Origin of the sequence: Sphingomonas sp. 22R3R2A-7, assembly GCF_036856055.1 — a bacterium.
Lineage (GTDB): Bacteria > Pseudomonadota > Alphaproteobacteria > Sphingomonadales > Sphingomonadaceae > Sphingomonas.
In genome coordinates this window covers 2583135-2596483 of record NZ_JASPFR010000001.1, presented here as the reverse complement: position 1 = coordinate 2596483, position 13349 = coordinate 2583135, and the positions used below count along the sequence as shown (strand labels likewise).

The window sequence follows — 13349 nt, the reverse complement described above, 5'->3', positions numbered from 1 at the left end:
CTGCCCCTGCGGCCTGCCGGCCGGCGGGCGGGCATAGGCCTGGCGACGTGCCATCGCCATCGTCAGCGCCGCGGCCCCTTGGGCGTCATCGCCGCCATGATCATCGCCGTCGACCGCTCGCGCATGCGCTGCGCCACGCGCATCTGCACGTCGAGATCGAGCTGTTCCATCACCAGCGCCGCCGCCGCGGGCTTCATCGCCTGATAGATCCGGGCGAGATCGTCGAACTGGTCGGGCGTGGGCGTTCCCGCCGTCGCCGTTGCCGGGGGCGGCGCGGCCGCCGGGTTCGACGCGCCCGCGCTCGCCTTCAAACGCATCTCCGCGGCGCGCACCGCCTGTTCGCGCAGGTCGAGCGTCCGGCCGCGCCGCGTCGCCGCCTGGTCGCGTGCAGAGGTGTCGTCGGCGATCGCGACGCCCAGCCGCGACGTGATCTTTGCCGGCGCGCCGGCCTCGTCGGCACCCGCGAGCCCGACCGCGTTGGCAACCGTCGCCAACCCCGCGGCGACCGCCGTCATCACCAGCAGCGAGGGACGACCGATCACGCGGCGCGGTCCAGCGCGGCGGTGTCGCTGCCCGCCGAGGCGGCCCCGGCGACCTCGGCGATCCGGTCCGCCGAGGCGTTGGCGATACCGATCATGACCGCGAGCTCGTCGGCGATCTCGCGCGCTTCGCCGAGCGGGCGGGCGACGTCGACGCATCCGCCGAGCGCGGTCTTCAGCTCGCACAGCACCGATCGCGCCTCGCCGGTCGCGGTGTCGAGCGCGGCGACCATCTCGGCGATCGCGCCGCCGCGCACCGCGCGCAGCGACCGCATCATCCGCATGCTCTGCACGAGGACGGCAGCGCACAGGATGATGGTGACGATGTTGGTGGCGGTGGCGAAGCTCATGTCAAAGGTCCTCTGGCTACGTCGGTGGCAAGCCGGACGGCGATGTTGCTGCGGCGCTGGCCGATCGTCGCGCGCGCGAGCGGGACGCCGCCGACATGCACCTCGAGCGGTTCGTCGGGCCGGCGGCCGAGCCTGATCGTCTGCCCGGGTTTCAGCGCGCGGACGTCGCCGAGCGTCATCGACGTCTCGCCGAGCACGACGTCGAGTGCGACCTGGGTGTTGCGGATCTCGGACGCCATGTGCGCGCCCCAGATATTCTCCGGCCCGAGCGTCTCGCCCATGAACCGCTGCGCGAGCAGATAGCGGACGGGCTCGATCGTCGCATAGGGCAGCAGCACGTTGAAGCAGCCGCCGCGCCCGTCCATGTCGACGCGCAACGTCGCCACCGTGCAGATGTTGGTGGGGCCGGCGATCGAGGCGAAGCGCGGGCTGGTCTCGATCCGCTCCAGCGTCATCGTCGCCGGCGTGATCGGGTGCATCGCCGCCCCGAGGTCGTCGAGCGCCAGATTGATCATCCGCGCGACCAGCCCGGTCTCGATTCCGGTAAAGCCGCGCCCGTCGATCACCGGCCGCGCACCGCTGCGCCTGCCGCCGAGCAGCGCGTCGACCACCGCGTAGATCAGGCTCGAGATCGACCGTGATCAGCCCGTAATTGCGCCATTCCTCGACGCGGAACACGCCGATCATCGCGGGCAGCGCGACGCGCCCGATGAAATCGCCGAAGCGGATCGAGGTGACCTCCTCCAGACTGACGTCGATCGCGTCGGAGGTCAGGTTGCGCATCGACGTCGCGAACTGGCGGACCATCCGGTCATACGCCACCTCGAGCATCGGCAGCCGTTCATAGGTAATGACGTCGGATTCGATGACCGCCTTCAGCCCGCTGCGCGCGCGCGCCGGGCCGACGTCGCCGAACAGCGCATCGATCCCCGCCTGATCGAACGCGCCGCCCATCGGTCCCGCGACGGGCGGATCGGGCAGCGCGAAATCGTCGAGATCGGCAAAACCGTCGCTCATTGCTGGATCAGGTCCTGGACGAGGACGCCGTCGACCTGGCCTTCGCCCAGCGCCTCGCGCGCGCGCAGCAACAGCTCCTCCTTGATACGGAACACCGCGGCCGATCCGGCGAGATCCTCGGGCCGGAGCTCGCGCAGGAACGGCTGATACGCGTCGAGCACCAGCGGCAGCCTGGCCTTGAGGCTTTCCTCGGTCGCCTTCGGGCCGGGGACGAGCATCACATGCACCTTGAGGAAATGCGCGGCGCCATCGACCGAGCGCAGGTTGACCATGATCGGCGGCACGTCGAACGGCTCGTGGCCGCCCTCGTGCCCGCCCTCGGCTTCCGCCTCGCCGCCGCCACCGTGCGCGCCGGCCGGCGCCTCGGCCTCGGCCGGTGCATCGCCTGCGAACATCATGTACGCGCCGCCGCCGCCGCCGAGCAGCAGGACCGCGGCCGCGGCGCCGATGATCGCGGTCTTGCGCGTGATCCGGCGCTTGGCGGTGGTGACGACGATCGCGTCGCCCTCGGCCGGCTCGATACTGGTGTCGTCCGCCACACGGCGTCTCCTTGTCCCCGGTGATTCTCGGGCCCGGGCGAACCGGGCTCTCGCATTCCCGCCTATTATAGGACGGGCAGCAGGCAGATTTTGCCTAGCGGCCGATGAAATCGGTTTTTTCGGGAACGGCCGGAATGGATATCTCCTCCTATGTTCTGCTCAGCCACGAACAGGCGCTCAAGCGGCGGCTGGACGTCGCGGCGAACAACATCGCGAACATGAACACCGCGGGATTCCGGCGTGAACGACCGGTGTTCCGCGAATATGTCGCGCGCGACGACAGCCCGGCGGCGAGCGCACCATCGGCGCCGTCGAACGCGCGCACGACCTCGTACGTGCTCGATTACGGCGCGATGCACGACACCGCCTCGGGCAGCTTCCAGGCGACCGGCAGCGCGCTCGACCTGATGATCGATGGCCCGGGCTATCTGGCGGTCGCGGCGCCCGGCGGCGGCACCGCCTATACGCGCGCAGGGTTCGTCAGGATCAGCCAGGACGGCGAACTGACCACCGCCGGCGGGCTGCCGATCCTTGGCGAAGGCGGGACGCCGATCACGGTGCCGCCCGAACAGCTGTCCACGCTGTCGATCGGCACCGACGGCACGGTGACCGCCAAGGACGGCGTCCTCGGGCGGATCGCGGTGACGGTGTTCGACGACGAACGCGGCGTCAGCCCGCGCGGCGACGGGCTGATGGCGGCGACCGGCGGGCGCGAGCTCGGCGCCGCGGAAACCACGCTCAGAACGGGCGGGATCGAGGGATCGAACGTCGAGCCGATCGTCGAGACCACCGCGATGGTCGATATCCTGCGCGCGTACCAGACGAGCATGAAAATGTCGCAGGACATCGAGGACATGCGCCGCCGCGCGATCGACCGGCTCGGCAAGCTCGGCTGACCCTCCCCTTCCAGACCCCCACCAGAAAGGCCGCGACATGCGCACGCTTTCGATCGCCAGCACCGGGATGCTGGCCCAGCAGACCAACGTCGACGTCATCTCGAACAACATCGCCAACATGAACACCACGGGGTTCAAGCGCCAGCGCGCGGCGTTTCAGGACCTGCTCTACCAGCAGGAGACGCGGCCCGGCTCGGCGGCGGGGGGCGATTCGCAGACCAAGGTCCCGACCGGGATCCAGATCGGCGCGGGCGTGAAGACCGGCGGCGTCTACCGCATCACCGAACAGGGCGCGCCGAACCAGACGGGCAACCGCTACGACATCGCGATCCAGGGCCGCGGCTATTTCCAGGTCACGCTGCCATCGGGGCAGATCGGCTATACGCGCGACGGCTCGTTCCAGCTGTCGGACCAGGGCGAGCTGGTCACCGCCGACGGTCTCCGCGTCGAGCCCGCGATGGTCATCCCGCCCGAGGCGGTCGACGTCGCGATCTCGAAGACCGGCGAGGTCCAGGTCAAGCTGGCGAACACCCCAGCGCTGCAGACCGTCGGACAGCTGCAGCTCGCGACGTTCGTCAACGAGGCGGGGCTCGAGGCGCAGGGGGGCAACATCTTCCTCGAGACCGCGTCTTCGGGCCAGGCGACGATCGGGGCCCCCGGCCAACCCGGGTTCGGCGACACGCTGCAGGGCTTCGTCGAGGCGTCGAACGTGAACCCGGTCTCCGAGATCACCGCGCTGATCACCGCGCAGCGCGCGTACGAGATGAACAGTCGCGTGGTGAAGACCGCGGACGAGATGCTCGCCACGTCGAGCCAGCTGCGATGAGCCGCGTGCGCGTTGCCGTCGCCCGCTTACTGGCGCTTGCGGTGGCGTGCGGCGCGGGGGCGCCGGCGCTGGCCGCGGACCCGACCGAGATACCGGTCGCGATCCTGCTCCACCCGGTCGCGCGCGGCGATATCCTCGCCGCGGCGGATTTCGATCGGCAGCTCCGCGCCGCGGCGACCGCGCACGGTGCGCTGGGGCCCGACGAGGCGAGCGGACGCGAGGCGGTGCGCGCGCTGCCCGCGGGGAGCGTGGTGCGCGCGGGCGATCTCGTCACGCCGCGGCTCGTCCACCGCGGCGAGGCGATCACGCTGTCGCTGCGCGGTCGCGGCTTCGCGATCAGCACCGCAGGCCGCGCGCTCGCCGCAGGGGGGATGGGCGATGTCGTCCGCGTCGTCGCGCTGTCGACCAACCACAGCGTCGATGCTGTCGTCGACGGTGCCGGCAGCGTCCGGATCGCCGGCCAATGACGAAGGGGAATGCGATGACCAGAGACGTCCACGCTGCTGCTGATCCTCGCGGGCGCGACCGCGGTGTCGGGATGCGGCACGCTCGGCCAGCTGAAAACGATCGGCAAGGCGCCCAGGCTCAGCGAGATGACCGCGGTCGACACGCCACTGACCGAAGACTCGCTGGGCCAGCCCCGCCGCCGCGAGCCTCCGCCCGCGATGGCGGCGCTGCCCCCCGATGCCTCGCTGTTCCGGGCGGGGGCGGGCGCGTTCCTCGGCGACCAGCGCGCGTCGCACAAGGGCGACATCCTGACCGTCCGGATCAACGTCGCCGACCGCGCCGAGGTCGGCAACACGACCGCGCGGACGCGCGGCGGCTCGGAGAATGCGGGGCTGTCCGCTGCGCTCGGACTCGGCATCGCCAAGCCCGATCCGCTGATCGCGGGGAGTTCCAAGTCGCAGTTCAACGGGTCGGGCAATATCAGCCGGTCCGAGACGATCAGCATGACGATGTCCGCGATCGTCACCGACGTGCTGCCCAACGGCAACCTGATGATCCGCGGCCGACAGGAAATCCGCGTCAATTACGAGCTGCGCGAGCTGATCGTGACGGGGATGGTGCGACCGCAGGACATCGGCCGCGACAACAGCATCCGCCACACGCAGATCGCCGAGGCGCGGATCAGCTATGGCGGCCGCGGACAGCTCACACAGGCGCAGCAGGCGCGCTGGGGCCAGCAGATCTATGACGCGTTGTTCCCGTTCTGATGCGCGCTGCAAATAATCCGCGCACCGCGACCAAGTGTCCGGATTCCTTCCCAGAATAAGGGGCGGGTCGGACCTGACCGCCCCGTCGGCGAGCCGACGTACGGCTCAAGGACGCAGAAGCGACCGACTATTCCAGAAGGAAGAATATCATGGGAATGTCCGTTAATACCAATGTTGGCGCGATGGCGGCCCTCCAGGCCCTCAACGAGACCAGCAAGGGTCTGTCCGTCGTGCAGAGCCGCATCAACAGCGGCCTGAACGTCGCATCGACCAAGGACGATTCGGCGGCCTTCACGATCGCCCAGGGCCTTCGCGGCGATCTGGGTGGCCTGAAGGCGGTCAGCTCGTCGCTCAGCCGGGCGAAGAGCGTGGCCGACGTTGCGGTCGCAGGCGCAGAGCAGATCTCGGACGTCGTCAACCAGATGAAGACGCTTGCCAAGCAGGCGTCGGACGATGGCATCAGCGACGAGAGCCGCGCTGCGTACAACAAGGACTTCACCGCCCTTCGCGACCAGATCAGCACGATCGTCGACTCGTCCGAGTTCAACGGTACGAACCTGCTCAAGACCGGCGGCGGCACCGTGAGTGCGTTGCAGTCGCTGACCAACAAGGCAACCGGCACCGACACCTACGATCCCGATACGCTCTCCATCGCCAACCAGGAAATCGACCTGCCGGCGACGGAAACCGCGTCCGCGGGTGCTGGCACCGGTGTGCTCGGCCAGGATTCGGAAATCGACACGGCGGCAAAGGCCAAGGCGATGGTCGATACCCTGGATACGCTCGGCAGCTCGCTCAACACCAAGTTGAGCGATCTCGGCTCGGGATCGCGCAAGATCGACGCTCAGATGACGTTCACCAGCAAGCTGTCGGACGCCATCGAAAGCGGCGTTGGCAAGCTTGTCGACGCGGATCTGGCAAAGGAATCGGCGAAGCTGCAGGCTCTGCAGGTCAAGCAGCAGCTTGGCGTGCAGGCTCTGTCGATCGCCAATCAGGCGCCGCAGACGATCACGTCGCTGTTCCGGTAAACCGGGGCGCACACGGACCGGCCGGGTCCCCCAAGACGCACCGGCCGGGACGTGGGGAACCGGGGCAGCCTGCAAGGGCTGCTCCGGTTTTTCGCGTTTCGAGGCGGCGCGGTCCGCCTAGGGATTTTCCCTTACTTCAAGCGTCGGTGGATTGGCGTATTGGTCAGTGCGTCGGCGGGTGATACCCGACGACACGCTCGGAGCGCCCCGGAGAAGGTCGCACCGGCTGGTTGCAGCAGGACGGCGCGGAACAAGGGCCGCCTGCCAGGAGAGGATGCCACCATGGACTACCGCGTCTCGCTGTCGCTTTCCGTGTCCGACCCGAGCGTCCTGTGGCGCGCGGCGGCGGCGGCGGCGATGGCGGCACCCGGGATGACGATCGACGACGTCGTCGATACGATCGGCAGCGAACAGGATCCCGAGATCGCCGACTGCATCGCGCTGCTGCTCCAGCCACCACGGATCGACGGCGTGACGATGCACGACTTCACGTGTCGACGCACGGCGCGGCCGTTGTCGGGCGCGGCGGCAGGATCGACGCCACCGTCGCGGCCTGCCCCGCGCAACCGTCGCCCGTCCCGTCTCGAAAAGGTGCGTATCGAGCAGGCCCGCATGGAGCAGGCGCCGATCGAGCAGGCCGCGATGGAGCAGAACCGGGCCGCAGCCAGCTGATCCGGTCAGGCGCGGCGCGCGGATACCTCGACCAGCAGCACCGCGGCGATCGCGCGATCGACCGGCCGCAGCGCGATCGACAGATCGTTCGCCAGTCGCTGCGCATCGACCGGCGAGGACGGCGACGCGCGCAACCGCGCGAACTCGATGCTCGCCGCCAGCGCGGCCTCGCGACATTCGGGCAGCCGCGTCTCGAGCGCGCTGGCACCCGCCGCATCCGCCGCCTCCAGCACCAGCGTGATCTTCAGCCGGCCATCCGCGCGATCGCCTTCGACGATCGGTACGTCGAGCGGCGCCATCGCGACGAAATGCGGTGCCGCCGCGCCGCCCTCGCCGCCCCCGGAATGCCCGCCGGGTTTCGATCCCGACGCCGCCGCGCTCCAGGATAAGGCGATGGCCAGCGCACCGAGCCAGCGGGCGAAGGATCGCGGCGAGGGACGCAGGCCGAACGCGTGCATTGGGTCAGTCTCCAGCTTCATCGCCGCGCCTGTCCGGCGGCGATGGAATACCGTCCGCCGCCCGACGGCGCGCGGCTTCATCCCTCTATAATAGGCGAAGCAAAGGGACAGGGAGCGCGATGAGCCACGATCAGAAGCCGGCGCGGGTCAAAATCGTCGCCAACGCCGGCGACGCTGCCGCGCGCCGTCGCAACGACAGCCCCCCGCCCGCCCGATCGCGCCACCCGCGGCGGCACAGCCCACCGAACGGGACGGCACGCCGACGACGCGCGGCGCGACGATCATCTCCACGCTGCTCTTTCTCGGTGCAGCGGCGGCGGGTGCGATCGCGGTCACGCTGGCGATCGCGTGATGCGATTACGCGCCCTGCTCGCGGCGACAATAGTGCTGGGGATCGCGGCACCCGCCCTTGCAGCGGAACACGCGCCAGCACCCGCTCGCGCCGACCATCCGCCCCCGCCTGCTTCGTCGCCGCCCGCTTCGTCGCCGCCCCCACCGCCGCGACATGCGCCGTCTCCGTTCGCGGCGGTGCTGTCACGCCAGCCGCTCGGTCATGGTCCCGCGGCCTGGCCGACGCTGAGCGAAGCCGCGGCATGGCGTGCGCTGGCGGGCGCGACGCCGGCAACCCGCCAGGCGACGCGGTGGCGCTATGCACAGGCGCTGATCGCGCGCGACCGCGGCGGCGACGCGCTGGGCGTGCTCGATGTCATGGCGGCCGACGACCCGGCGCTCGCGCGCGTGGCGGCATGGCGGCGCGCGCGCGGGATCGCGCTCACGCTGCTCGGCCGGCGCGACGCCGCGATCGCCGCGTTCGACGATCGCGCGCTCGACACCGACACCGAGACCTGCCTCTGGCGGCTGCGCAGCCTCGCCAGCGCGCGGGCCGGCACCGCGCCCGCACCACCGCCGCTGACGCTGCTGCACTGCGCCCTGCCCGCGCTCAACGCGCGCACGGCGTCGGCGCGACGCCCGTTCCTGTTCGCCGCCGCGCGTGCCGCGATCGATGCGGGCAGGCCCGCCCCGGTCATCGCCTGGCTTCAGCCCGTTGCCGCCGCCGATCCCGAGGCGGCGCTGCTCCGCGGCGAGGCCGAACTCGCGGCGGGACACCCCGCCGCAGCCCGCCGCTGGTTCGCGCTCGCCAGCCACGCCGCGGATCCCGGACAGCGCGCCGCGGGTACGCTCGGCGTGATCGACACCGGGCTGGCGGACCGCTCGCTCGCGCCGGGCGCCGCGCTGCGCCAGCTGGCCGGGCTCCAGTTTCGCTGGCGCGGCGGACCGACCGAACGTCGCGCGCTGACCACGACGCTGACGCTCGCGCTGCGCCGTCACGACGAACCCGCGATCCTCGCGACGGGCGCGGCGTTGCTGCGCTATTGCGAGACCGGCGCCGATGCCGCGCCGCTGTCGGCGATGGTCCAGGCGCATCTCGTCGGGCTGCTCGCTGCGGACTCGCGCGTCCCGCTGGCGACCGCCGCGGGTCTGTTGTGGGAATATCGCGATCTCGTGCCGACCGGCGCACCGGGCGACCGGATGGCCTGGATGCTCGCGGACCGGCTGCAGCAGGCCGGTCTGTACGCGCGCGCCGCCGAGCTGCTCGAACACCGGTTGCGCGGCGTCGAGCACGACGTCGAGCAGGGACCGCTCGCGGTCCGGATCGCCACGTTGCGGATCCTCGCGGGCATGCCCGACGCCGCGGTCCGCGTGCTGCGCGAGACCGGCATGGTGCCCTATCCCGAGACGATCCTCGACGATCGTCGCCGGGTCGAGGCGATCGCGCTCGAGCTGCTCGGCAAGCATGCCGAGGCGCTCGCGGTGCTCGCCGACAGCCGCGATTCACGCGCGGTCGGGGCCGAACTGCAATGGCATGCGCGCGACTGGCCGCGGCTCGTCCAGAGCGGCGAAGCGATGCTGCCCGCCGGGCCGCTGACCGAGGCGGCGCAGGTCATCGTCCTTCGCCAGGCGATCGCGCTCGCGATGCTCGGCCGCGAGCCCGCGTTGCAGCGTCTCAACCGCCGCTATGCGCGCGCCTTCGCCACGCTGCCGACCGGCCCCGTCTTCGCGATGCTGACCGCGCCGGTCGGGACGGTCGATCCCGATCGCCTCGGGCGCGCGATCGAGGCGTTGCCCGCGGCGGGCCCGGCAGCGATGGTCGCCGACCTGCTGACCGCGGGACAGGCCGCAAGCGCGCGATGATACCGGCGGCGCACGCGCGCGCGGCGCCCGCGGATCATGCCGGCGCCTTCGGGCGTTGACCCCCGACTGTCCCGAGGAACCCCCGGGGGTATCTCGAAAGGACCGGCATGCCGAACGCTATCCAACGGATCATCGACGACGTCGTCGCCGAGATCGAGACGAAGGCCGTCGAGATCGAGGCATCGGCGGAGCGCAAGGACGAGGATGCGGCGCCCGGACCGATCGGCATCGCCATCGCGCTGCCAGATGGGTCGGTGCTGACCGCGGGCGCGGCGACTACGGGGTTTCCGATCCAGAGCATCTCCAAGCTCTTCGCGCTCGATCTCGCGCTGAAGGCGATCGGCGACGCGGTGTTCGAGCGGGTCGGGCGCGAGCCGTCGGGCGATCCGTTCAATTCGATCATCGATCTCGAGCGGACCAAGGGCCTCCCGCGCAACCCGTTCGTCAATGCGGGCGCGCTGGTCGTCGTCGACATCCTGGTCGAGAACGGCGCGAACGACAGCGGCCGCGATGCGGTGACCGCACTGGTGCGTGATCGCGCCGCGCCCGAACGCCTGTCGCATGACGCGGCGGTGATGGCGTCGGAACAGGAAGGCGGCGACCTCAACCGCGCGATGATGAGCTTCATGCGTCACCACGGCAATCTGCTGTCCGACCCCGATGCGGTGATGGAGGCCTATGTCCGCAATTGCGCGATCACGCTCGACTGTCGCGGGCTGGCACGCGCGGGGCTGTACCTCGCCGCCACCCGGCGGTCGCCCGATGACGCGGCGCGCGACGCGGTCGCGTTACGCATGCGCAAGGTGCTCGCGCTGATGATGACCTGCGGCCATTATGACGGCTCGGGCGACTTCGCGCTGCGCGTCGGCGTGCCCGCCAAGAGCGGCGTCGGCGGCGGGATCCTCGCGATCGTCCCCGGAACCGCGGCGATCGCGGTCTGGTCGCCCAATCTCGACCAGCATGGCAACAGCATCCTCGGCGTCCGCGCGCTCGAGATGATCAGCCACCGCACCGGCTGGTCAGTGTTCGGACCGCCGATGCTCTGACGCCGCCCCGCGTCCGGCTCAGGCCGCGATCGCGTCGGCCGGATCTTCGGACGGCGGCGCGACGGACGTTGTCGGGCAGGGAAGCACGTAAGGAACCGCATACGGAACGGCGACGACCGCGTCGCTGAACGGGATAACCGGACGTCCGACGAGATAGCCCTGCGCGGCTTCGCACCCGACCCCGCGCAGCAGGTCGAGCTGGTCCTGCGTCTCGACCCCCTCGGCATGCGTCAGCACACCGAGTTCCTTGCCGATACCAACCGTCGCGCGCAGCACCGCCATCGAGCGCGGATCGGTTGCCGCGCTGGTCACGAAGCTCCGGTCGATCTTGATCCGGTCGAAACGGAAATCGCGAAGATGCGCGAGCGACGAATGGCCCGTTCCGAAATCGTCGAGCGCGACGCGGATTCCCATCCGGCGGATCCGGTCGATCATCGACGCGGTCAGCGCCGCGTCCGCGATCAGCGCGGTTTCGGTGATCTCCACCTCGATGCGGTCCGCCGCGACGCCGTGGACCAGCATCGCCTGAGCGAGGCTGTGCAGCACCGCATCGGATTTCAGCTGTCTGGCCGAGATGTTGATCGCGACGTGCAGGTGCGACGACCATCCCGCAAGCTGGCGGCAGGATTCCATCACGACCCAGCGGCCGATCTCCTCGATCAGCCCGCAATCCTCGGCGATCGGAATGAAGATGTCGGGCGAGATCCACCCGCGCGCGGGGTGGTTCCAGCGGATCAGCGCCTCATAGCCCGTCGTCCTGCCCGAGGCGAGATCGACGAACGGCTGGAACGCGAGCTCGAACCCGCCATTCTGCACCGCCTCGTGAAGATCATCGATGATCCGCTGGCGTTCGACGAGACGTTCGGCCAGCCCAGGAAGATAGGCCTGCGACCGTTTGCGACCAAGCCGCTTGGCCTCGTACAACGCCATGTCGGCGCGCTTCATCAGTTCGCCGGGCGTCGAATCGCCGTCGAATATCGAGATGCCCACGCTGCAGCTCGGCATCAGCCGGCAGCCGTCGAGGACGACGGGCCGCGTCACGCGCGCGACGATCGAATCGGCGAGCGTCGTCGCCGCCGCACCCGTTGCGTGCGTGAGGATCGCGATCTCGTCGCCGCCCATCCGCGCGATGAAGCTGCCCGTGGGGAGCAGCGTCGTCAGCTCGGCCGCGACGTGGATCAGCAGCGTGTCGCCGACCGAATGCCCGAACGCGTCATTGATCCGCTTGAAGTCGTCGAGATCGATCAGCAGCAGCGAGAAGGGCGCGCCGACGCCGATCCGCGCCTCCTTCTCCTCGCGCAGCGAGCGGCGATTGCCGAGACCGGTGAGCGGGTCATGATAGGCGAGATGCGTCAGGTTGCTCAGCGCGCGGCGTTCCGCACTGATGTCGGTGAACGTCAGGACGATCCCCTGCGGCGGGACCGCGCGTGATTGCATCTGGTAGATGCGGCCGTCCTCCATGACGCATTCGCGGTCGAAATCGGCGTCCCCCGCGACCCACTGCTGCATCTCGTCGCCGACCGCCGCGCGCAGTTCGGGCGACCATTTGCGATGCCGCGCGATGACGTCGAGGAACGTGTCGATCGAGGCACCGAGCGCGATCACCCCTGCCGGAAGATCGAACAGGTCGAGGAACCGCCGGTTGAAATGGCGCAACCGCGCATCGCCGTCGATGAAGACCAGCCCGTCGGTCATGCTCTCCATCACCGCCTTCAACGCGAGCGCCTCTTGCTCGCGGGTCGAGCGGAACCGCGCGAACGTGAGCAGGCTGGCGAGACACGCTGCCGAGACGCCGAACGTCATGCAGGCGGCGACGAGTCCTGCCGACATCAGCCCGGCGCGAACGTCGTTGATGCTGCCGATCACGATATCGCCCGACAACGACACGAAATGCGTGACGCAAACTGCCCCGGCGAACAGCAGGCACGCGGCCAGCCGTGGCTTCGCCCAGCGGCGGCGCGCCTGCCACGACGCCAGCACGACGGTGCCCGCGACGGCCCCCGCGACGTTGGTCGGCCAGGAAAAGAAATGCGCGCAGTCGATCATTCCCGTCAGCCCGACCGCATGCATGCCCCAGATCCCTGCGCCCGCCGCCGCGGCCGCGATGCTCCGCGCGATGCGCGACCGCACGCGCGAGACGACGACCATCGGCACACCGACCAGCACGATCCCGACCAGCGCGGACAGCGTCGTGACGAGCGGATCGTACCGCAGCAACAGGTCGGGACGATAGGCAAGGATCGCGATGAAGTGCGTCGCCCAGACGCCGAGCCCCGCGGCGAGCGCCAGCGCGGCATGCCGCCAGTCGAGCGGCGCGCGTGCCGACGGGATCGTCCGGTTGCCACCCGCGCGCGATGCGGGCGCCTCGCCGAGCTCGGTCACCAGCATCGCGACCGACCATCCCGCGGTCAGGCAGATGCCGATCGCCACCGCGACGAGGGAGAGGGAATGGTGGAAGTGCAGATTGAAAAGGAAGACCACGATCGTCGCTTTTTGGATTTATTTTCCAGTCGCATGAAGAGGTTAACGAAGATCAAACCCGAAACGGGCCGGATGGACGCGGGGTGACGC

13 protein-coding genes and 1 pseudogene are annotated in these 13349 nt (G+C 70.0%); 8 read left to right on the top strand and 6 right to left on the bottom strand.

Annotated elements, in window-relative coordinates; translation table 11 throughout:
- Positions 1-62: 62 nt before the first annotated feature.
- The 4 genes and pseudogenes from QP165_RS12350 to QP165_RS12335 all read right to left on the bottom strand — a co-directional run bounded on the left by QP165_RS12350 (position 63) and on the right by QP165_RS12335 (position 2445).
- A complete protein-coding gene (locus tag QP165_RS12350) occupies positions 63-542 on the bottom strand; it encodes a MotE family protein (protein WP_333995878.1) in 480 nt (159 codons plus the stop codon).
- Positions 539-889: a DUF6468 domain-containing protein gene (locus QP165_RS12345; protein ID WP_056019702.1), complete on the bottom strand. Its 351-nt coding sequence runs from the start codon at positions 887-889 to the stop codon at positions 539-541. Before QP165_RS12345 ends, QP165_RS12350 begins: the two co-directional genes overlap by 4 nt.
- Positions 886-1906, bottom strand: a pseudogene (gene fliM, locus QP165_RS12340) (flagellar motor switch protein FliM). The gene QP165_RS12345 and the pseudogene fliM overlap by 4 nt, the downstream one beginning before the upstream one ends.
- Complete coding sequence (locus QP165_RS12335; protein WP_443019290.1) at positions 1903-2445, bottom strand: flagellar basal body-associated FliL family protein; 543 nt, start codon at positions 2443-2445, stop codon at positions 1903-1905. Before QP165_RS12335 ends, fliM begins: the two are co-directional and overlap by 4 nt.
- 134 nt (positions 2446-2579) lie before the next feature.
- Between QP165_RS12335 and QP165_RS12330 the strand changes: the two genes are divergently transcribed.
- From QP165_RS12330 to QP165_RS12305, 6 genes are all read left to right on the top strand, one after another.
- Positions 2580-3341, top strand: coding sequence for a flagellar hook-basal body complex protein (locus tag QP165_RS12330; RefSeq protein ID WP_333995877.1), 762 nt, complete (start codon positions 2580-2582; stop codon positions 3339-3341).
- A gap of 37 nt (positions 3342-3378) precedes the next feature.
- Positions 3379-4167, top strand: a complete 789-nt coding sequence (gene flgG, locus QP165_RS12325; RefSeq protein ID WP_056019693.1) for a flagellar basal-body rod protein FlgG — start codon at positions 3379-3381, stop codon at positions 4165-4167.
- A complete protein-coding gene (gene flgA / locus QP165_RS12320; RefSeq protein WP_333995876.1) occupies positions 4164-4634 on the top strand; it encodes a flagellar basal body P-ring formation chaperone FlgA in 471 nt (156 codons plus the stop codon). Before flgG ends, flgA begins: the two co-directional genes overlap by 4 nt.
- Positions 4635-4673: 39 nt before the next feature.
- Entirely contained in the window at positions 4674-5381 is a 708-nt protein-coding gene (gene flgH, locus QP165_RS12315; protein ID WP_333997018.1) for a flagellar basal body L-ring protein FlgH, read from the top strand.
- Positions 5382-5530: 149 nt separating this feature from the next.
- Entirely contained in the window at positions 5531-6409 is an 879-nt protein-coding gene (locus tag QP165_RS12310; protein ID WP_333995875.1) for a flagellin, read from the top strand.
- A gap of 282 nt (positions 6410-6691) precedes the next feature.
- Entirely contained in the window at positions 6692-7081 is a 390-nt protein-coding gene (locus QP165_RS12305) for a hypothetical protein (protein ID WP_333995874.1), read from the top strand.
- A gap of 5 nt (positions 7082-7086) precedes the next feature.
- On the opposite strand, the gene QP165_RS12300 is transcribed toward QP165_RS12305, so the two are convergent.
- Positions 7087-7560: a hypothetical protein gene (locus QP165_RS12300; protein ID WP_333995873.1), complete on the bottom strand. Its 474-nt coding sequence runs from the start codon at positions 7558-7560 to the stop codon at positions 7087-7089.
- A gap of 330 nt (positions 7561-7890) precedes the next feature.
- Here QP165_RS12300 and QP165_RS12295 point away from each other — a divergent pair, with 330 nt between their 5' ends.
- Positions 7891-9732, top strand: coding sequence for a hypothetical protein (locus QP165_RS12295; RefSeq protein ID WP_333995872.1), 1842 nt, complete (start codon positions 7891-7893; stop codon positions 9730-9732).
- A gap of 107 nt (positions 9733-9839) precedes the next feature.
- Positions 9840-10778 (top strand): glutaminase A, encoded by a 939-nt coding sequence (gene glsA, locus QP165_RS12290; RefSeq protein ID WP_333995871.1) that lies wholly within the window; start codon positions 9840-9842, stop codon positions 10776-10778.
- An 18-nt stretch (positions 10779-10796) separates the two neighbouring features.
- Here glsA and QP165_RS12285 read toward each other — a convergent pair whose 3' ends face one another.
- The gene (locus QP165_RS12285) at positions 10797-13259 is read right to left on the bottom strand and encodes a bifunctional diguanylate cyclase/phosphodiesterase (RefSeq protein ID WP_333995870.1); all 2463 of its coding nucleotides are present in this window, start codon (positions 13257-13259) and stop codon (positions 10797-10799) included.
- Between the last annotated feature and the right edge of the window lie 90 nt (positions 13260-13349).

Coding starts and splice junctions, on each gene's coding strand:
- QP165_RS12345 (WP_056019702.1), bottom strand. CDS start 889: ATGAGCTTCGCCACCGCCACCAACATCGTCACCATCATCCTGTGCGCT.
- QP165_RS12330 (WP_333995877.1), top strand. CDS start 2,580: ATGGATATCTCCTCCTATGTTCTGCTCAGCCACGAACAGGCGCTCAAG.
- flgG (WP_056019693.1), top strand. CDS start 3,379: ATGCGCACGCTTTCGATCGCCAGCACCGGGATGCTGGCCCAGCAGACC.
- flgA (WP_333995876.1), top strand. CDS start 4,164: ATGAGCCGCGTGCGCGTTGCCGTCGCCCGCTTACTGGCGCTTGCGGTG.
- QP165_RS12310 (WP_333995875.1), top strand. CDS start 5,531: ATGGGAATGTCCGTTAATACCAATGTTGGCGCGATGGCGGCCCTCCAG.
- QP165_RS12305 (WP_333995874.1), top strand. CDS start 6,692: ATGGACTACCGCGTCTCGCTGTCGCTTTCCGTGTCCGACCCGAGCGTC.
- QP165_RS12300 (WP_333995873.1), bottom strand. CDS start 7,560: ATGAAGCTGGAGACTGACCCAATGCACGCGTTCGGCCTGCGTCCCTCG.
- QP165_RS12295 (WP_333995872.1), top strand. CDS start 7,891: ATGCGATTACGCGCCCTGCTCGCGGCGACAATAGTGCTGGGGATCGCG.
- glsA (WP_333995871.1), top strand. CDS start 9,840: ATGCCGAACGCTATCCAACGGATCATCGACGACGTCGTCGCCGAGATC.